This window comes from Streptomyces sp. NPDC007088, assembly GCF_042869355.1.
Classification (GTDB): Bacteria; Actinomycetota; Actinomycetes; order Streptomycetales; family Streptomycetaceae; genus Streptomyces.
In genome coordinates this window covers 57,772-77,080 of record NZ_JBIAFO010000008.1, presented here as the reverse complement: position 1 = coordinate 77,080, position 19,309 = coordinate 57,772, and the positions used below count along the sequence as shown (strand labels likewise).

The window sequence follows — 19,309 nt, the reverse complement described above, 5'->3', positions numbered from 1 at the left end:
GCACAGGGCGTCACGGGGCCCGGCCGGATCGGCGGCCCCCCTCTTCCCCCTTCACGCCGCGTGCGGGACGCTCGCCTAGTGGTCGAGGGCCCGGACCGAAGGTACTGAGGAGGCATCACGTGGTCGACGCGGATCAGACGTTCGTCATCGTCGGGGGTGGGCTGGCCGGGGCGAAGGCCGCCGAAACCCTGCGCGCGGAGGGCTTCACCGGCCGGGTGATCCTGGTCTGCGACGAACGGGACCACCCCTACGAACGACCGCCCCTGTCCAAGGGGTACCTCCTCGGCAAGGAGGAGCGCGACAGCGTCTTCGTGCACGAGGCCGCCTGGTACGCGAGCGCCGACATCGAACTCCACCTCGGCCAGCCCGCCGTCGCCCTCGACCGCGAGGCCCACACCGTCACCCTCGGCGACGGGACCCTCCTGCAGTACGACAAGCTGCTGCTGGCCACCGGCTCGGAACCGCGCCGCCTCGACATCCCCGGCACCGGCCTCGTCGGCGTCCACCACCTGCGCCGCCTCGCGCACGCCGAACGGCTGCGCCGCGTCCTGTCCGCCCTCGGGCGCGACAACGGGCACCTGCTGATCGCCGGGGCCGGCTGGATCGGTCTGGAGGTCGCGGCCGCCGCACGCGGCTACGGGGCGGAGGTCACCGTCGTCGAGGCGGAACCCACCCCGCTGCACGGCGTGCTCGGCCCCGAGGTCGGCCGCCTCTTCACCGACCTGCACAGCGACCGGGGCGTGCGCTTCCACTTCGGCGCCCGGCTCACCGAGATCATCGGCCAGGACGGCGTCGTCCTGGCCGCCCTCACCGACGACGGGGAGGAGCACCCGGCGCACGACGTGCTCGCCGCGATCGGCGCGGCCCCCCGCGTCTCCCTCGCCGAGTCCGCCGGGCTGCGCCTCGCCGCGCCCGGGGAGGGCGGCGGGATCGCCGTGGACGCCTCGCTGCGCACCAGCGACCCCGACGTCTACGCGGCCGGGGACGTCGCCTCCGCGCCCCTCGCCCTGTTCCCCGGCCCGCCGCAGCGCGTCGAGCACTGGGCCAACGCGCTCAACGGGGGACCGGCCGCCGCCCGCTCCATGCTCGGCAAGGACACCGTCCACGACCGGGTGCCCTATTTCTTCTCCGACCAGTACGACCTCGGCATGGAGTACTCCGGGTACGCCCCGCCCGGCGGATACGACCACGTGCTCGTGCGCGGCGACGCCGGAAAGCGGCAGTTCATCGCGTTCTGGCTGCTGGACGGACAGGTCCGGGCCGGGATGAACGTCAATGTGTGGGACGTCACAGAAACGATCCAGGCCCTCATCCGCTCCGGTGTCCGCCCCGATCCCGAGGCCCTGTCCGACCCGGGCGTGGAGCTGTCCTCCCTGCTGCCGGGCTGAGCGGGCGGCCGCCGCCGGGCCGGGCGCGCGGGCCCGTACGGCACTCACGCACCGCGTACGGAGAAGCACCCGGCTCGCGGCACCGTAGAATTTCCGCGTGGCTGGCAGGATCAACGACGAGGACGTGAAGGCGGTCAGGGACGCGGTCCCGATCGACGCCGTCGTCTCGGAGTACCTCCAGCTGCGCAACGCGGGCGGCGGCAACCTCAAGGGTCTGTGCCCCTTCCACGACGAGAAGTCCCCCTCCTTCCAGGTCAGCCCCAGCAAGGGCCTGTTCCACTGCTTCGGCTGCCAGGAGGGCGGCGACACCATCACCTTCGTGATGAAGATCGACCACCTCTCCTTCTCCGAGGTGGTCGAGCGGCTCGCCGCCAAGGCCGGCATCACGCTGCGCTACGAGGAGGGCGGGTACAACCCGAGCCACCAGCGCGGCGAACGCATCCGCCTCATCGAGGCCCACCAGGCCGCCGCCCAGTTCTACGCGGAGCAGCTCGGGAGCGCCGAGGCCGAGGTCGGCCGCCGCTTCCTCGCCGAACGAGGCTTCGACCAGTCGGCCGCCGAGCACTTCGGCGTCGGCTACAGCCCGGCCGGCTGGGACCACCTCACCCGCTACCTGCGGGGCAAGGGCTTCAGCGACAAGGAACTCATCACCTCCGGCCTCGCCCAGGAGAGCCGCGGCGGCCGGCCCATCGACCGCTTCCGCGGCCGCCTCATGTGGCCCATCAAGGACATCGGGGGCGAGGTCGTCGGCTTCGGCGCGCGCCGGCTGCGCGAGGACGACAACGGCCCGAAGTACCTCAACACCCCCGAGACCCCCGTCTACCACAAGTCGCAGGTCCTCTACGGCATCGACCTCGCCAAGAAGGACATCGCCAAGAGCAGCCGCGCGGTCGTCGTCGAGGGCTACACCGACGTCATGGCCTGCCACCTGGCCGGTGTCACCACCGCCATCGCGACCTGCGGCACCGCCTTCGGCACCGAGCACATCAAGATCCTGCGCCGCCTGCTCATGGACAACGGCAGCGCCCGCGTGATCTTCACCTTCGACGGCGACTCGGCCGGGCAGAAAGCCGCCCTGCGCGCCTTCGAGGACGACCAGAAGTTCGCCGCCGAGACCTACATCGCGATCGCCCCCGACAACATGGACCCCTGCGACCTGCGCCTGGCCAAGGGCGAGGAGTCCGTACGGGAACTGGTCGAACCCCGCGTCCCGCTCTTCGAGTTCGCGCTGCGTCACATCGTCTCCCGCTACGACCTGGAGACCCCGGCCGGCCGCGCCGCCGCCCTCGACGAGGCCGCCCCGGTCGTCGCCCGGGTCAAGAACGTGGCCCTGCGCCACGCGGTCGCCGTACAGCTCGCCGGGATGCTCGGCTACGGCGTCATGGACCAGCAGGAAGTCGTCAAACGCGTCGCCACCGTGGCCCGCTGGGCCCGCGAGCACGGCGGCGAACGCGCGCCCTCGGGCGGCTCCCGGCGCGGCGGCACCGCGACCGCCGAGGCCCCCGCCCGCCCGGCCGCGCCCGCCGGACCCGCCCTGCACCTGCGCAACCCCGCCCAGATGACCGAGCGCGAACTGCTCAAGCTCGCCCTCCAGCGCCCCGAACTGGTCTCCCCGGCCTTCGACGCGTACGGCGTGGACGAGTTCACCGCCCCCGCCTACGCGGCCGTCCGGCAGGCCATCGCCGACGCGGGCGGCGCCGAGGAGGGCACCCGCGACTCGATGGCCTACCTCACCGCCGTACGCGAGGCCGCCCCCGACGACCGGGTCCGCGCCATGGTCACCGAACTCGCCGTCGAGGCCATCCACCGCCGCGTCGTCGACGAGATCTACGCCGGAGAACAACTGGTCCGGGTCCGGCTGCGCGCCGTCCAGCGCCGCGTCCGCGAACTCCAGGGCGCCTTCACCCGCGTCAGCGCCCAGGGCGACCCGGCGAGGACCACCGAGATCCAGAACGACCTGTGGGTCCTGGAGCAGTACGGCCGCGCCCTCCAGCAGGAGGGCGCGGCGGCGCTCTGAGGCGGCCGGACCGGGCGGTCAGTACCCCACGGTGAACCGCCGCCCCCGGTGCCGGGGCCGTTCCGCCTCGTCCAGCAGGGCCACGGCCAGGTCCTCGGCGGAGATCGCCGAGCGGCCGTCCGCGTCCACCACCAGCTCCTCCCCGCCCACCCGGTAGCGGCCGGTCCGCGCACCGGGCTCCAGGAGCGCGGGCGGGCTCAGGTACGTCCAGTGGGTGCCGGGGTGAGCACGGCACACCGCGAGCTGCCGCGCGCAGGCCGCCGCGATCGGCCGCCAGGACGGCGGGAAGTCCGGGGCCTCGGCCACCGTCGTCCCGCCACCGCCCGGCACCCGCAGCGTCCCGGCCCCGCCCACCAGCAGCAGGCGTACGCCCGCCGCCTCCGTTCCCCGCACCAGGCCCCGCGCCGCCTCCACCAGCGCGTCCTCCCGGCCGGGTGCAGGGCGGGTCGCGCCCACCACGAGGTCCGCGCCCACCGCGAGCCGGGCCACCCCGGCGGGGTCGGTGGCGTCGCCCCGCGCGGGCCGGGCCGCCGGGTCGAGGGCGGCGAAGCGGGCCGCATCCCGGACGACGGCCGTCACCTCGTGCCCGCGGGCCAGGGCCTCGGCAACGGTCCGGCCGCCGACCAGGCCGCCCGCTCCGAACACGGTGATCTTCACAGGGTGTGCTCCTTCTCCAGAGGAATGGCGGGGATCGGGGCGGGCGCCGTGAGTGGCCGCTCCCGGCGCGGCCCACCGCCCCTGAGCTGGGCCACCGCGAGTGACCCGAGAACGAGGAGCGCGCCGAGCCCCTGGAGCGGGGTGAGGTGCTGACCGGCCACCAGCCAGCCGAGCGCCGTCGCGACGACCGGGCTCAGCAGTCCGAGAAAGGTCACCTCGGTCGGCGTCAGGGCGTGCAGGCCCCGGAACCACAGGACGTAGGCGAGGGCGGTGCCGACCACCGCCAGATAGCCGTACCCCAGGAGGCCGGCCCCGTTCGGCACCGGCGGCGGGCCCTCGACGGCGAGTGCGAGGGGCAGCAGCAGGAGCCCGCCCGCCGTGAGCTGCCAGCCGGTCGTCGTGAGCGGGGGAGCGGGGGAGCGCCACCGTTTGCTCAGCACCACACCGGTCGCCATGACGCAGGCGCCCCCGAGCGCGGCGAGCAGTCCGGGCCCGTCGAGCCGCGCCTCGGCGCGCAGCACCAGCAGGCCCACCCCCACGAGCCCGGTGAGGCCCGCGCCCAGCACCCGGGCCGACACCCGGGTCCCCAGCAGGCCCGCGCTGAGCGCCACCACGACGAGCGGCTGGAGCGCGCCGAGCGTGGCGGCGACCCCGCCGGGCAGCCGGTACGCGGCCACGAACAGCAGAGCGAAGAAGCCGCCGATGTTGAGCGCCCCCAGGACCAGGGAGCGCCACCACCAGCTTCCGCGCGGCAGCCTGCGGGTGAGCAGGACGAGCGCGAGCCCGGCCGGCAGCGCCCGCAACAGCGCGGCGAGCAGGGGCCGCCCGTCGGGCAGCAGTCCGGTCGTGACGAGATACGTGGTCCCCCAGACGGCGGGAGCCACGGCGGTCAGGGCCAGGGTTCCGATCCGATTACTTAGCACTAAGGGAAAGTACCTCAGCGCTAAGAGAAGGGGAAGTGCCTTAGTGCTGAGGGATCTCGGAGGGGGCGGGCGGCCCGGGAGGGGCAGGTCCCTCAGTGCTAAGGGACTGCTCTAGACTCGCGCCATGGCGGATCACGTGGACCGGGTGCTGGCGCAATGGGCCGCGGAACGCCCCGATCTCGACGTCTCGCCGATGGCGGTCCTCGGGCGGCTCAAGCGGCTGACCCGGTTCGCGGAGGCCGAGATGCGCCGCACCTTCGCCGCGCACGGCCTGGACGCCGCCTCCTTCGACGTGCTCGCCACCCTGCGCCGCAACGGACCGCCGTACCGGCTGACCCCCGCCGCCCTCATGCGGGAGGCGATGATCACCTCCGGCGCCGTCAGCCAGCGCCTCGACCGGCTGGAGGGGCGCGGGCTCGTGCGGCGCGTCCCGAGCCCCGACGACGGCCGCGTCGTCCTCGTGACCCTCACCGACGAGGGACACGCCCTTCTCGACACGACCCTTCCCGACCACCTCGCCACGGAGGGCCGCCTGCTGGCCGGCCTCGACACCGGCCGGCGCGAGGCGCTCGCGGACGCGCTGCGGATTCTGCTGGAGTCCCTGGAGCCGTAGCCGCAGTGGGGGCCGCGCCGACGGCGGCGGGGTTCACGCCCCGTGCGCCCCAAGGGTTCCAGGGCTCCGGGGCCGCCGGGCCGCGCGCGCCGCGCGGGCCCAGAAAGTCCCCGCACGCCCCTCGTGGGCGGTCCGTGTCGTGCCCCACACTGAGTCCGGTGCCCAGGGTCGGTCACCGAGCCCCCTCCGCCGGGCGACGGGAGGAGTCCGAGGACTGACCCCGGTCCTCGGAGCGCGGACGGTCCGCCTCCGCGAGCCCGCTCTTCGCTCTCCGCTCTCCGCTCTCCGCTCAACGTGTCCGGGACGGACCACGGCCAGGCCGTCGTGCGCGTCCCCGAGCCGCACGCCCCCGCAACGGCAGCGATCACTCTGGAGGCCGCCCCCCGTGCGCACGCAGCCCCTCCCTCAGACGGACAGCCCGATCGCCGTACCGGTCCAGCGGCCCGCGCCCGGGGCGGAGGCGGACGCGGCCCCCGGGTCCCTGCCGCTACCGGCGCGCCCCCGGCCGCGGGCCGAGACCACCGGCACCACCTCGGACCTCTTCCGCCAGTACCTGCGGGAGATAGGGCGCATCCCGCTGCTGACCGCCGCCGAGGAGGTCGATCTCGCGCGGCGCGTGGAGGCGGGGCTGTTCGCCGAGGCGAAGCTCGGCTCGGGCGCCGTCCTCGACACCCGGCTGGCCCTGGACCTCGACCGGCTCGTCGTCCTGGGCCGGGTGGCCAAACGCCGCCTCATCGAGGCCAACCTCAGGCTCGTCGTCTCGGTCGCCAAACGCTACGTGGGCCGCGGCCTCACCATGCTCGACCTCGTCCAGGAGGGGAACCTCGGGCTGATCAGGGCGGTCGAGAAGTTCGACTACACGCGCGGCTACAAGTTCTCGACCTACGCGACGTGGTGGATCCGCCAGGCGATGTCCCGCGCGCTCGCCGACCAGGCCCGCACCATCCGGGTCCCCGTGCACGTCGTGGAGCTGATCAACCGCGTGATCCGCGTCCAGCGACGGCTGCTCCAGGAACGGGGCACCGAACCCACCGACGAGGAGGTCGCCGCCCACCTCGGCCTGCCGCCCTCCCGGGTGGGCGAGGTCCTGCGGCTGGCCCAGGAACCCGTCTCGCTGTACGCCCCGGTCGGCGAGGAGGACGACGTCTCCTTCGGCGACCTCATCGAGGACGCCGACGCGGCCTCGCCCGCCGAGTCCGCCGCCTTCCTCCTGCTGCGCCAGCACCTCGCCGCGGTCCTGTCGACCCTCGGCGAACGGGAACGCAAGGTCGTGCAACTGCGCTACGGGCTCGCCGACGGCCGTCCGCGCACGCTGGAGGAGATCGGCCACCTCTTCGGGGTGACCCGCGAACGCATCCGCCAGATCGAGTCCAAGACCCTCGCGAAACTCCGCGACCACGCCCACGCCGACCAGTTGCGCGGCTACCTGGACTGAGGCGGCCGGACCCGGCCGCGCGTCAGCGCGCGGCCAGCCGCTCCATGAGGGCCGCGCTGCGCGCCAGCACCTCCCGCTCCTCGCGGGTGAGTTCGGCCTCGATGGCCTGCGCGAGCCAGCCGGCCCGGCGGCCCCGCTCCGCCTCCAGCGCCGCCCGGCCCGCCGGTGACAGCTCCACCAGGGTCTTGCGGCCGTCGCTGGGGTGCTCCCGGCGGGTGACCAGGCCCTGGTCCACGAGCAGGCCCACCGCACGGGCCATCGACTGGGGCCGCACCCGCTGATCGACGGCGAGATCGCTGGTGGTCATGGCCCCGTCGCGGTCCAGGGCACCGAGTACGGCGACCTGGCCGAGCGGGATGCGGTCCTCGTGCTTCACGCGCCGCGTGAGCTTACCCATCGCGGTGCGCAGGTCGGTGGCGACGGCGGCGGGTTCCGGGCTGGGCATAGGGCACTTTAACGCGCGCTCGCCACCGGGACTGAACACCCTCGCTGTACAGCTGACCTGCGCAGGCACACTGAACAGCATAAGTGAACAGTGCATCTGAACAGAAAAGCTGAACAGCATTGCTGTAGAGTCTGTTTCTGTCGCGGCGCGCGCCAGTGCTGTCGCAGCAGGGCCGCGGCGTGGAACAACGGGAAGGACCTCCCATGGCCCCCGCAGCAGCCGAGACCGCCGCCCTCCTCCAGTCCGTCAGTCCCGTCCCCTCCGTCAGCCCCCTCTCGTCCGTCACCCCCCTCCGGTCCGTCACCGCCCGCCGGGTGCTCGACAGCCGGGGCAACCCGACGGTCGAGGCCGACGTCCTCCTCGCCGACGGGTCCTTCGGCCGCGCCCTCGTCCCCTCCGGAGCCTCCACCGGCACCCGGGAGGCCGTGGAACTGCGCGACGGGGAACCGGAGTTCTGGCACGGCAAGGGGGTCGACCGGGCGGTCGCCCACGTCAACGGGGAGATCGCCGCGGCGGTCGTGGGCCGCGCGGCCGAGGACCAGGCGGGCCTCGACGCGGCGCTCATCGCGCTCGACGGCACGCCCGACAAGTCCCGGCTCGGCGCCAACGCGCTCCTCGCCGTCTCCCTCGCCACCGCCAAGGCGGCCGCGGCGGCCCACCGGCAGCCGCTCTACCGCTACCTCGGCGGCGCCGACGCCCGGCTGCTCCCGCTGCCGATGATGAACATCGTCAACGGCGGTGCGCACGCCGACAACCCGCTGGACTTCCAGGAGTTCATGATCGCGCCGGTGGGGGCGCCGACCTTCGCGGAGGCCGTCCGCGCGGGGTCCGAGATCTTCCACACGCTGCGCCGCGACCTGCTGGCCGCCGGGCACTCCACGGGCGTCGGCGACGAGGGCGGCTTCGCCCCCGCGCTGCGTACCGCCGAGGAGGCGCTCGACTTCGTCGTCGCGGCCGTCGAACGCGCCGGATACCGTCCCGGCACGGACATCGGCCTGGTCATGGACCCGGCGTCCTCCGAGTTCTTCCGGGACGGTACGTACGTGTACGCGGGGGAGGGCGTGCGCCGCGACCCCGCCGAGCACGCCGCGTACCTGGCGGGGCTGATCGACGCGTACCCGGTCGTCTCCGTCGAGGACCCCATGGCCGAGGACGACCTGGAGGGCTGGCGCGAGCTGACCGCCCGTGTCGGCGACCGCTGCCAGCTCACCGGCGACGACGTGTTCTGCACCGACGAGGCGCTGGTGCGCGAGGGCATCCGCACCGGCGTCGGCAACTCGGTCCTCGTCAAGGTCAACCAGATCGGCACCCTGACCGAGGCCCTCGCCACGGTCACCACCGCACACCGCGCGGGCTGGACGGTGGTCATGTCCCACCGCTCGGGAGAGACGGAGGACACCACGATCGCGGACCTGGCGGTGGCGACCGGCTGCGGCCAGATCAAGACCGGCTCCCTGTCCCGCTCCGACCGCACCGCCAAGTACAACCGGCTCATCCGGATCGAGGAGGAGCTGGGCGCCTCGGCCCGGTACGCGGGCGGGTCGGCGCTGCGCCACTCGTGAGAGGAACCTTCGCCCGGGGCGTGAAGCTCTCGTGGACACCGGGCCGGCGTCTACAACCGGTCGGGGTCCCCCCGCGTCCTGTTCTGTGAACAGGTTCCTCACCTCACAGGATCGTGTGGACAGGGCAGGACGACCGAAGGAAGTCTCGATGTCAGTAACGCGAAGCCCCGGTGCCGGCCACTCCCGTGGAGCCGGACGGAGCCGCGCGGCGGCCTCGCTGGGCGCGGCGCTCCTGGTGGCGGGGGGCCTGAGCATCTGCACGCTCACCCCCGCCCAGGCCGCGCAGGGCAAGGCCGCCGCCGCGGACGACTTCAACGGCGACGGCTACGCGGACCTCGTCGTCGCGGCCCCGGGCGGCACCGTCTCGGGCAAGGCGGAGGCGGGCTACGTCGCGGTGACGTACGGATCGGCGAAGGGGCTCGACCCGGCCGACAGGAAACTCGTGAGCCGCTCCACGGGCGGGGTGCCCGGACCGGCCGCCGCCCAGCAGCGGTTCGGGCAGTCCGTCAGCAGGGGCGACCTCGACGGGGACGGCTTCAGCGACCTCGTCATCGGTTCCGCCGACGCCGGCTCCGGCGCCGTCGTGCTGTGGGGTTCCGCCTCGGGCCTGACGGGCGGCACCGCCCTCGCCGGCTTCGGCACGGCCCCGCAGGTGGGGGACTTCGACGGGGACGGGAAAGCCGACCTCGCGCTGTTCGGCGCGGCCGACGTCGACGGGGACGACCCGAGCACCCAGCAGGCCGGCCTGTGGAAGGGCCCGGTCTCCCGGGCCGGCGAACCGGCCGCGCGACTCGACTTCCTCGACCCCTCCCAGTGGTGGGGATACGGCGACGACGGCGCGGCCTGCGCGAAGGACGACAGCTGCGTCTCGGGACCGCACTCGGTGGCCGGACCGGTGGAACCGAAGGCCGTCGGCGACGTCAACGGCGACCACCGCCAGGACGTCGCGGTCTGGGAGTACGAGGGCGACGGGGTGTGGGCCAACCACGTCCTGCTCGGCGGCCCCACCGGCTTCAAGGACGGCGGGGAGGTCGGGAACCTCGCCTCCAGCGGCGAGGACGGGGCCGTCGGCATCGGTGACGTGGACGGCGACGGCTTCGGCGACGTCGTCATCGGCAGCGGGGAGGGCACCGCGAAGGTCACCCTCGCCTACGGTTCGGCCAAGGGCACCTCCTCCGGCCGGGTCAGGACCTTCGACCAGACGCTGCCCGGGTTCTACGGGGCGCAGGAGAAGGGCGACCACGTCGGCTCCTGCGTCTCGGTCGCCGACGTGACCGGCGACGGCCGCGCGGAGATCGCCCTCGGCATCAGCGGGGAGGACTTCAGCGGACTGACCGACGCGGGCTCCTTCGCCCTGCTGCACGGCTCCGCCTCCGGGGTCACCGGAGAGGGCAGCCAGGTCATGCACCAGAACACCGCCGGCATCCCCGGAGTCGCCGAGAAGGGCGACAAGTTCGGCGCGGCCTGCGCCCTCCTCGACGTCAACGGCGACGGCCACCGCGACCTGACCGTCTCCTCGACGGCGGAGAACGCCTCGGCGGGCGCGGTGTGGTCCCTCGACGGCACCGCCAAGGGCCTCACCACGACCGGCGCGAAGGCCTTCGGCCCGACCGACGTCAAGGCCCCGGCCACCAAGGCCCGGTTCGGCGCGGCACTGCGCTGAGAGGACTGGGAGGACTGGGAGGACTGGGAGGGCTGAGAGGGCTGAGAGGGCTGGGAGGACTGGGAGGGCTGAGAGGGCTGAGAGGGCTGGGAGGAAGACGGTGGGGGCGGGCGCCCGGCGCGCCCACCCCCACCACTGTCAGGTCTCAGGTCCCCCGGTCACGTGCCCCGCGGGGCGGGACACCTCACTCCACCTCGGCGACCGCCTGCGCGAACTGCGCCGCGTACAGCCGCGCGTACGCCCCCCGCGCCGCGAGCAGTTCCTCGTGGGTCCCCTGCTCGACGATCGCGCCGTTCTCCATGACGAGGATCGTGTCCGCGTCGCGGATCGTGGACAGCCGGTGCGCGATGACGAAACTGGTCCGTCCCGCCGCCAGCCGCGCCATCGCCTTCTGGATCAGCACCTCGGTACGCGTGTCCACCGAACTGGTCGCCTCGTCCAGCACGAGTATCACCGGGTCGGACAGGAAGGCACGGGCGATCGTGATGAGCTGCTTCTCACCCGCGCTCACCCCGGTCCCCTCGTCGTCGATGACCGTGTCGTACCCCTCGGGCAGCGTCCGCACGAACCGGTCCGCGTGCGCCGCGCGGGCCGCCTCCTCGATCTGCTCGCGGGTGACGTCCTCCGGCGCCCCGTAGGCGATGTTCTCCGCTATCGTCCCGCCGAACAGCCAGGTGTCCTGGAGGACCATGCCGATCCCGGCCCGCAGTTCGTCGCGCCGCATCCGCGCGATGTCCACGCCGTCCAGGGTGATCCGGCCGCCGGTCACCTCGTAGAAGCGCAGCAGCAGGTTGACGAGCGTCGTCTTGCCCGCGCCCGTCGGCCCGACGATCGCGACGGTGTGCCCGGGGTCCACCTCCAGCGACAGGTCCTCGATGAGCGGCTTGTCCTCCTCGTAGCGGAAGGACACGTGCTCGAACTCGACACGTCCGCGCAGCTGCGCGGGCCGCTCGGCGTCCTGCGGGTCCGCGCCCTGCTCCGGGGCGTCCAGCAGCTCGAAGACCCGCTCCGCCGAGGCCACCCCGGACTGCACGAGGTTGGCCATCGAGGCGACCTGCGTCAGCGGCATCGAGAACTGCCGCGAGTACTGCACGAAGGCCTGCACGTCGCCGATGGACAGCGTGCCCGAGGCGACCCGCAGACCGCCGACCACGGCCACCAGCACGTAATTGATGTTGGAGACGAACATCATCAGCGGCTGCATGATCCCGCTGTTGAACTGCGCCCTGAAAGCGGCGTCGTAGAGCCCCTGGTTGTGCTCCTCGAAGGTCCGCGCCGACTCCTCCTGGCGGCCGAAGACCTTCACCAGGGCGTGCCCCGTGTACATCTCCTCGATGTGCGCGTTCAGCTCCCCGGTGCTCTTCCACTGCCGCACGAACTGCGGCTGCGAACGCTTGCCCACGCGCGTCGCCACGAGCGCCGACAAGGGGACCGTGACCAGGGCGACCAGCGCGAGCAGCGGGGAGATCCAGAACATCACCACGAGGACGCCGATGATGGTCAGCACCGAGTTCACGAGCTGCCCCAGCGTCTGCTGGAGCGTCTGCTGCAAGTTGTCCATGTCGTTGGTCGCGCGGCTGAGCACCTCACCGCGCTGCCGCTTGTCGAAGTACGACAGCGGCAGCCGGGCCAGCTTCGACTGCACGTCCTCGCGCAACTGGCGCACGACCAGATTGATCGCCCGGTTCGACAGCCGGGTCGACACCGCCATGAGCAGGCCGCCCACCGCGAACACCACCGTGGCCAGCAGCAGCACCTCGCCGATCGCGTCGAAGTCGATGCCCTGGCCGGGGGTGAAGCGCACCCCGGACAGCAGGTCGGCCAGCCCGCCGTCGCCCCGCTCCCGCGCCGCCTGGACGGCCTGCTCCTTGGTGATCCCGGAGGGCTGCGTACGCCCGATGATCCCCGCGAACAGCAGGTCCGTGGCGTGCCCGAGGATCTTCGGGCCCGAGACCGAGCACGCGACGCTGAGCACGCCGAGGACGAGCATCCCGTACAGGAGCCGTCGTTGCGGCCGGAACCGGCCCAGCAGCCTCTTCCCGGAGCCCTTGAAGTCCGTGAGCCCCTGGGCGCCCGCGCCCGCGCCCGCCGCCATCCGTCCGCCCGGACCGGCCATCACGCGGCCTCCGCTTCCGTCAGCTGGGAGAGAACGATCTCCCGGTACGTCTCGTTGTCCGCCATCAGTTCGTGATGGCGCCCCACCCCCACGACCCGGCCCTCGTCGAGGACCAGGATGCGGTCGGCGTCCCGGATCGTCGCGACGCGCTGGGCGACGATCACCACGGTCGCCCGCGCCGTCTCCCGGCCGAGCGCCGCCCGCAGCGCCGCGTCCGTCGCGTAGTCGAGCGCCGAGAACGAGTCGTCGAACAGGTAGATCTCCGGACGGCGCACCAGCGCCCGCGCGATGGCGAGCCGCTGCCGCTGACCGCCCGAGACGTTGGTGCCGCCCTGTGACACGGGAGCGTCGAGCCCGCCCTCCAGCCGTTCCACGAACTCCCTGGCCTGCGCGACCTCCAGCGCGTGCCACAGCTCCTCGTCGCTCGCCTCCGGGTTCCCGTACCGCAGGTTGGTCGCGATCGTCCCCGAGAACAGGTACGGCTTCTGCGGGACGAGCCCGACGGTGCGCGCGAGCAGCACCGGGTCCAGCTCCCGCACGTCCACGCCGTCCACCAGGACCTGCCCGCTCGTCGCGTCGAACAGCCGGGGCACGAGGCCCAGCAGCGTCGACTTCCCGCTGCCCGTGGACCCGATCACCGCGGTGACCTCGCCGGGCCGCGCGGTGAGCGACACGTCCTTGAGCACGGGCTCCTCGGCGCCGGGGAAGAGGAAACCCGCGTCCCGGATCTCCAGGTGCCCGTGCCGGCGCAGCTCCGTCACCGGAGCGGTGGGCGGTACGACGCTGGAGGAGGTGTCGAGCACCTCCTCGATGCGCTCGGCGCACACCTCGGCGCGCGGCACCATCATGAACATGAAGGTGGCCATCATCACGGCCATCACGATCTGCATGAGGTACGACAGGAAAGCGGTGAGCGAGCCGATCTGCATGCCGCCGCTGTCGATCCGGTGCGCGCCGAACCACACGACCGCGACACTCGACAGGTTCACGACCGTCATCACGGTGGGGAACATGAGCGCGAACAGCTTGCCGGTGCCGATCGACACCTCGGTCAGGTCCGTGTTCGCGGTGCCGAAACGCCCCCGCTCGTAGTCGTCCCGCACGAAGGCGCGGATGACCCTGTTGCCGGTGATCTGCTCCCGCAGTACCTGATTGACCGTGTCGAGCCGCTTCTGCAAGGTGCGGAACAGCGGCCGCAGCCTGCGCACGATGAGGCTCACCGAGATACCGAGCACCGGGATCACCGCGAGCAGGACGCCCGAGAGCGGGATGTCCTGGCCGAGGGCCAGCACGACCCCGCCGACGCACATGATGGGCGCCGAGACCATGAGCGTGAACGACATCAGCGTGAGCATCTGCACCTGCTGCACGTCGTTCGTGGTCCGGGTGATGAGCGTGGGGGCGCCGAACTGCCCCAGCTCGCGCGCCGAGAAGGTCTGCACCCGGTCGAAGATCGCGGCCCGTATGTCCCGGCCGACCGCCGAAGCCGTCCTGGCCCCGAAGTAGACCGCCCCGACGTTCCCGGCCATCTGCACGACCGAGACCAGGAGCATGAGCGCCCCGAAGCCCATGATGTAGCCCGTGTCGCCCTTCACCACCCCGTTGTCGATGATGTCCGCGTTCAGCGTGGGGAGGTACAGCGCGGCGCAGGTCTGGAGGAACTGCAGGGCCACCAGCAGGGCGATCGGCCGTTTGTAGGGGGACAAAGAAGACCGTAGAAGTCGTATGAGCACACTGCGCCCTGTCGGAGAGATGGATATGCGGCCACCCCATCCTGAGGGACGGGTCCCCGTGCTGTTCAAGCGATTAATTCAAGGACCGGTCAAAATCCCCGGAACGTGACCTTCCGAGGTCTTAGGACCACCGACCGTCCGCGGCGCGCGCCCCGGGGAGCGCGCCGGACCCGCCCGCACGCCCCGCTCCCGCACCCCGCTCTCACACCGCGTCGAAGGCGCCCGGATGCGTCTGCTCGCGCACCGCCCCGTACTGCTGGCGCACCGCCCCGCCGACCGCCCGCTCCTCCTCGTCGGCCTCCAGCACCTGGGAGGAGGCGCCCTGCCAGGCCGGCGGGGTGCGCGGATCGAGCCGGCCCTCGCTCACCCCGAGTGCCCAGGCCGCCTGCCGGGCCGCGCCGATCGCCGCGTACTCGGCCGGCTGCGGTACGGCGACCTGCGCGCCGAACAGCGAGGGCGCCGCCGCGCGCACGGCCGGCAGGTCCGCGGCCGCGCCGAGCAGGAAGACCCGGCGCACCTCGACACCCCGGCCGCGCAGTACGTCGAGCGCGTCGGCGAGCGAGCACAGCATCCCCTCGAACGCGGCCCGCGCGAGGTGCTCCGGCTTCATCGACTCGCGCCGCAGCCCGCTCAGGCTGCCCGCCGTATGCGGGAGGTACGGCGTCCGCTCGCCCTCCAGATAGGGCAGCAGCACGAGACCGTGCGCGCCCGGCGTCGACTTCATCGCGAGCGCCGAGAGGCCCTCCAGGTCGGTGCCGAGCAGGTCCGCGGTGCCGCGCAGCACCCGTACCGCGTTCTGCAAGTGGACGACGGGCAGGTGCATCCCCGTCGCGTCGGCCAGCGAGGTGATCATCCCGCCCGCGTCGGCGAGGGCCTCCTCGTGCACCGCCATGACGGAACCCGAGGCGCCCAGCGACACCACGGCGTCGCCGGTGCGCACGCCGAGCCCGAAGGCCGCCGCCATCGTCTCCCCGGTACCGGCGGAGATCAGCAGCCCCTCCGGGGTGGTCCCGGCCGCCTCCGAGGGGCCCAGCACCTCGGGCAGCGCGGCCTGGTGGCCGAGGGCCAGTTCGGCCAGGTCGGGCCGGTAGGCGCCGGTGGCCGCCGACCAGTAGCCGGTGCCGGAGGCCCCGCCCCGGTCGGTGGTGCGGCGCGCGGGGCGGCCCAGCAACTGCCACACGAGCCAGTCGTGCGCCTGGAGCAGGGACCGGGTACGGCGCGCGGCCTCCGGTTCCTGGCGCGCGAGCCAGCGCAGCTTGGTCACCGGCTGGGAGGGCCTGGGCACACAGCCCACGGCCTCGGCCCAGGCCTGCCGCCCGCCGAAATCGTCCAGCAGACCGGCCGCCGTGCCCTGCATCCGCTTGTCGTTGCCGGTCAGCGCCGGGCGCACCGTGGCGCCCTGCTGGTCGAGCGGTACGAGCGTGTGCTGCTGGGCCGAGACCCCGATGGCCCGTACCCCTTCGAGCACCCCGCCGGTCGCGGCCTCACCGAGCGAGAGCAGCCACGACTGCGGATCAGTCTCGTACGGGTCCGAGCCCTCGGGCCCGGCCGGGTGCGGAGCGTAGCCCTGACGCAGCACGGCTCCGGTGTCCGCGTCGCACACGACGATACGAGTGGATGCGGACGAACTGTCCAGTCCCGCGACTATCCCCATGACAGCGAATTCTGCCCCACGCGCGCCGCGGGGCCGCACCCGGCCGGTGAGCCGGGTGCGGCCCCGCGGTGGCGCGGTCTCACACGGTGCCGCTGCCCCAGTCGTCGCCCTTGTGGTCCTGGCCGCTGAGGGAACGGACCCGGCGGGCCACGCCCTCCGGCATCCGGTCGGTCACCTTCACGGAGACCACGTGCAGGGCCTTGCCCGCGGCGACCCGTCCCTGCTGCGTGGCGGTCTCGGTCGCGTTGCGCACCGCGGGGTTCTGCGAGACCTGCCGTGCGTAGGTCGCGATCTTCTCGTAGCGCTCACGCCCGGCCTTGGTCCCCAGGACGTAGCCCAGGGCCGCGCCCGCGACGAATGCGATCCGGTAGCGCATGGTGGCGGCCACCCTTTCCCTCAAGTTTCGGTCCGTCCGGCCCAGCCGTCCGGTCTGCCATGAACAGCCTCACAGGTGCCTCGGCAGTGCGGGTTCCCCGTCCGGCGATCCCCAGGCCCCCTACCGATGGGCAAAGCACCCCCCTGCTTGCGCTAATGTATGTGTCGCAGCGAACGCGCGCCGCACGGCGAAGCCGCAGGTGGGTACGTTCGGTGCAAGAGGTCGATCCCCTGTAGCTCAATTGGCAGAGCAGCCGGCTGTTAACCGGCAGGTTACTGGTTCGAGTCCAGTCGGGGGAGCGCGGTCTCCTGTAGCTCAATTGGCAGAGCAGCCGGCTGTTAACCGGCAGGTTACTGGTTCGAGTCCAGTCGGGAGAGCAGAACGGAAGGGCCCCCTCGGGGGCCCTTCTCCGTATGCCCGGCACCCTCGCGCCCCGTCCGCGAGCGCACGGGAACAGACCTCCGACGGGGCACGATCCACCCCGAACCGGAACCACCCGCTCCTGACCGTGGTCTTCAGGTTCGCGTGTGGCCGACCATCCGAGGCGGGAGATCGTATGACCGGCTATGCTGCGGCAGACGGCGCGCACACGTGTACGCGACGCGCCGGAACGGGGCGGTAGCTCAGCCGGTTAGAGCAGCGGACTCATAATCCGTCGGCCGAGGGTTCGAGTCCCTCCCGCCCCACCGCAAGGTTCTTCCAGAGAACCGTTTCTACCTGCGGAAACGTGAGAACGGGGGGCGCCACTCCAAGGTGGCGACCCCCGTTCAATCGTTCGGACCAAGATCCAGGGGACACACAGGGGACACGGGACGGCTCAGGGGACAGAAGCCCCCCTTACGCGGCCTTCCGTCGCCTGTTCGGAGCCTTGCGAGCGGGCCGGATCGCAGCCGGGGGCAGCCCGGTCGGCAACGCCCACTCTGCTGCGTCCGGTGACTCGGTCCGGGCGACGGTGAAGCGCACGAGGGAGAAGTCCGCCCGCTGCTCCTCCGGGTACTGGTCGTTGAAGTTCTCCACCCGGACCAGCTCCAGTTCGTTGGCGGTGGAGTGGTCCCGTATCCACCTCACGGCCGCGTTGGCGGCGTCGTCCTGGCCCCGGCCGGCGAGGCTGATCACCCCGAGGACGTCTGCTCCGGGTTGCGGCTGTGCTCCGACCGCCCAGGTGTCGCCAGACTGCCGAGCGCCGTGGGCGAAGAAGACGGCGACGCCGTTCTGCCAAGCCGTCTCGGGGATGGTCAGCGCGGTGCGCTCCTCGAAGGGGATGTCGCGGGGGACGACGGCCATGACCGACTCGGCCTCGGCCCGCATCATCTCGGGCAGCACGCTGGTGTAGGTGTCGGAGGTGATCTGGCGTGACGAGTGGCCCAGCTTCTCCTGGACCACCTTGATGTCGTGGCCCGCGAGCAGGGCGAGGGTGGCGGCGAGGTGGCGCAGGTCGTGCAGGCGGACCGGCGGTAGGCCGGACAGCTCCACCAGGCGGGCGAAGCGTCGCGATATCCAGTCGGGGTGCAGCTCCTCGCCGTTCTCGTGCGTCCAGACCCGGCCGCTCTCGACGTAGGCGTCTCCCCACTCCTCTCGCATCCGGTCCTGTTTCGCCCGGACGTTGACGAGGTTTTCGCCGGACTCCAGGCTCAGGGACAGGGTGCGAACGCTGTCGGCCTTCGGTGCTTCGCCGTACAGCTTGTAGGCAACCTCCACGATCTGCTGGGAGATCCGTAGCCATAGGGCGTCGGTGCTCACCTCTGTCCACGGTAGAGCGGCCATCTCGCCGCGGCGGGGGCCGAGGAAGATGAAGCTGTGCCACAGCTCGTAGAGCCAGTCGGTCATGACGAAGTCGAGGAATTCGCCGGTGAGCTGCGGCGTCCAGACCATGACTGGGCCGGGCCGCTCACCGGTGCGCTTCCAGTGCTCCACGCGCTCAGGCGTCCAGACGAGCGGCTTGGGGCGCGTGACGGCAGGAAGCTCCACGAGCTTCGCCCAGTTCCTGGGGAACGCCTGCTCGCGCTTGATGCCCCAGGACAGGGCGGAGGAGAGCGTGTCGTTGATGCGGTGCATGGTCGCCGCCGACGTCGGCTTCCGTAGTCCCTTCTTACCCTCGCGCAGCGCAGCGTTGGCATCCAGGAAGGCCCGGCGAGTGATCCGCCGCTCCTCCTTCTTGGCGTAGCCCGCGGTCCTCACCCAGGCTTGGTGGGCGGCGTCGCGGTCCTTCTGGAGCTGGTCGATACGGAGTCGGTGAAGGATGCGTTCGGCGTTCTCCTTCTCGATCGCGTCGTACATCTTGTCCAGGTGGCGGACCTTGAGGTCGCGGCGCTTGATGTGGCCGAGGTGAGGGATCAGGTAGTTGGTGATGTGCTCCTCGTAGCCGTGGACGGTGGTGCGAGCCAGTGACTTCTTCGCCTTGATCCATCGGAGGAAGTAGTCGGCGCACTTCTCGTCGGACAGCACGTCGGTGCCGGCGGACGCGGCGTCGTACAGCTCTTTGGCCTTGGTCTTGGCGTCGTCGAGCTTCTTGAAGCCGCCGCGACGGACCCGTGCGCGCTTGCCGCCTTCGCCGGGCTCGGCCTCGAAGTAGAAGTACCAGGTGCCGTGCCCCTTCCCGAGTTTGGGGCAGGACAGGCCAATGTCTCCGATCTTGGGGTTGCCGTCGGAGTCGAGGACCGGCTTGCCGTCCTTGTCCGTGAGCGGTCCCTTGCACTGGCAGCGCCGGTAGTAGCTCGGCTCGAACAT

At 72.3% G+C, this 19,309-nt stretch carries 14 protein-coding genes and 3 tRNA genes; 9 read left to right on the top strand and 8 right to left on the bottom strand.

What is annotated here, in order from left to right; translation table 11 throughout:
* The first annotated feature begins 119 nt into the window (after positions 1 to 119).
* Together ACFYMP_RS14915 and dnaG are read left to right on the top strand one after the other, a co-directional pair.
* A complete protein-coding gene (locus ACFYMP_RS14915) occupies positions 120 to 1,388 on the top strand; it encodes an NAD(P)/FAD-dependent oxidoreductase (protein ID WP_388856198.1) in 1,269 nt (422 codons plus the stop codon).
* Between the two features lie 97 nt (positions 1,389 to 1,485).
* Positions 1,486 to 3,405, top strand: coding sequence for a DNA primase (gene dnaG, locus ACFYMP_RS14910; protein WP_388856195.1), 1,920 nt, complete (start codon positions 1,486 to 1,488; stop codon positions 3,403 to 3,405).
* Positions 3,406 to 3,423: 18 nt separating this feature from the next.
* Here the strand turns inward: dnaG and ACFYMP_RS14905 are convergent, their stop codons facing one another.
* Positions 3,424 to 4,062, bottom strand: a complete 639-nt coding sequence (locus ACFYMP_RS14905; RefSeq protein ID WP_388856192.1) for an NAD(P)-dependent oxidoreductase — start codon at positions 4,060 to 4,062, stop codon at positions 3,424 to 3,426.
* A complete protein-coding gene (locus tag ACFYMP_RS14900; protein ID WP_388856189.1) occupies positions 4,059 to 4,985 on the bottom strand; it encodes an EamA family transporter in 927 nt (308 codons plus the stop codon). Before ACFYMP_RS14900 ends, ACFYMP_RS14905 begins: the two co-directional genes overlap by 4 nt.
* 124 nt (positions 4,986 to 5,109) lie before the next feature.
* Here ACFYMP_RS14900 and ACFYMP_RS14895 point away from each other — a divergent pair, with 124 nt between their 5' ends.
* On the top strand, positions 5,110 to 5,598 hold the full coding sequence (locus ACFYMP_RS14895; protein WP_388856186.1) for a MarR family winged helix-turn-helix transcriptional regulator: 489 nt from the start codon (positions 5,110 to 5,112) through the stop codon (positions 5,596 to 5,598).
* Between the two features lie 385 nt (positions 5,599 to 5,983).
* A complete protein-coding gene (locus tag ACFYMP_RS14890) occupies positions 5,984 to 7,033 on the top strand; it encodes an RNA polymerase sigma factor (RefSeq protein WP_388856182.1) in 1,050 nt (349 codons plus the stop codon).
* Positions 7,034 to 7,055: 22 nt separating this feature from the next.
* Here ACFYMP_RS14890 and ACFYMP_RS14885 read toward each other — a convergent pair whose 3' ends face one another.
* Positions 7,056 to 7,478, bottom strand: a complete 423-nt coding sequence (locus ACFYMP_RS14885) for a MarR family winged helix-turn-helix transcriptional regulator (protein ID WP_388856179.1) — start codon at positions 7,476 to 7,478, stop codon at positions 7,056 to 7,058.
* A 203-nt stretch (positions 7,479 to 7,681) separates the two neighbouring features.
* On the opposite strand from ACFYMP_RS14885, the gene eno reads away from it, so the two are divergent.
* Together eno and ACFYMP_RS14875 are read left to right on the top strand one after the other, a co-directional pair.
* On the top strand, positions 7,682 to 9,040 hold the full coding sequence (gene eno / locus ACFYMP_RS14880; protein WP_388856176.1) for a phosphopyruvate hydratase: 1,359 nt from the start codon (positions 7,682 to 7,684) through the stop codon (positions 9,038 to 9,040).
* Positions 9,041 to 9,188: 148 nt separating this feature from the next.
* Positions 9,189 to 10,703 carry an FG-GAP-like repeat-containing protein gene (locus tag ACFYMP_RS14875; RefSeq protein ID WP_388856173.1) on the top strand — a complete coding sequence of 505 codons (1,515 nt, stop codon included), beginning with the start codon at positions 9,189 to 9,191 and terminating at the stop codon, positions 10,701 to 10,703.
* Between the two features lie 184 nt (positions 10,704 to 10,887).
* Here the strand turns inward: ACFYMP_RS14875 and ACFYMP_RS14870 are convergent, their stop codons facing one another.
* The 4 genes from ACFYMP_RS14870 to ACFYMP_RS14855 form a co-directional block, all read right to left on the bottom strand.
* Positions 10,888 to 12,819, bottom strand: coding sequence for an ABC transporter ATP-binding protein (locus tag ACFYMP_RS14870; protein ID WP_388856170.1), 1,932 nt, complete (start codon positions 12,817 to 12,819; stop codon positions 10,888 to 10,890).
* Positions 12,819 to 14,552, bottom strand: coding sequence for an ABC transporter ATP-binding protein (locus ACFYMP_RS14865; RefSeq protein ID WP_388856167.1), 1,734 nt, complete (start codon positions 14,550 to 14,552; stop codon positions 12,819 to 12,821). Before ACFYMP_RS14865 ends, ACFYMP_RS14870 begins: the two co-directional genes overlap by 1 nt.
* A 202-nt stretch (positions 14,553 to 14,754) precedes the next feature.
* Positions 14,755 to 16,206, bottom strand: a complete 1,452-nt coding sequence (locus ACFYMP_RS14860) for an FGGY family carbohydrate kinase (protein WP_388856163.1) — start codon at positions 16,204 to 16,206, stop codon at positions 14,755 to 14,757.
* Positions 16,207 to 16,285: 79 nt separating this feature from the next.
* Complete coding sequence (locus ACFYMP_RS14855; RefSeq protein ID WP_388856719.1) at positions 16,286 to 16,582, bottom strand: hypothetical protein; 297 nt, start codon at positions 16,580 to 16,582, stop codon at positions 16,286 to 16,288.
* Between the two features lie 226 nt (positions 16,583 to 16,808).
* Here ACFYMP_RS14855 and ACFYMP_RS14850 point away from each other — a divergent pair.
* The 3 genes from ACFYMP_RS14850 to ACFYMP_RS14840 all read left to right on the top strand — a co-directional run bounded on the left by ACFYMP_RS14850 (position 16,809) and on the right by ACFYMP_RS14840 (position 17,268).
* Positions 16,809 to 16,881 (top strand) — tRNA-Asn (locus ACFYMP_RS14850).
* Positions 16,882 to 16,886: 5 nt separating this feature from the next.
* Positions 16,887 to 16,959, top strand: a tRNA-Asn gene (locus tag ACFYMP_RS14845).
* Between the two features lie 235 nt (positions 16,960 to 17,194).
* Positions 17,195 to 17,268: transfer RNA gene (locus tag ACFYMP_RS14840), tRNA-Ile, on the top strand.
* A 151-nt stretch (positions 17,269 to 17,419) separates the two neighbouring features.
* Here the strand turns inward: ACFYMP_RS14840 and ACFYMP_RS14835 are convergent.
* Positions 17,420 to 19,309, bottom strand: a complete 1,890-nt coding sequence (locus ACFYMP_RS14835; RefSeq protein ID WP_161275610.1) for a tyrosine-type recombinase/integrase — start codon at positions 19,307 to 19,309, stop codon at positions 17,420 to 17,422.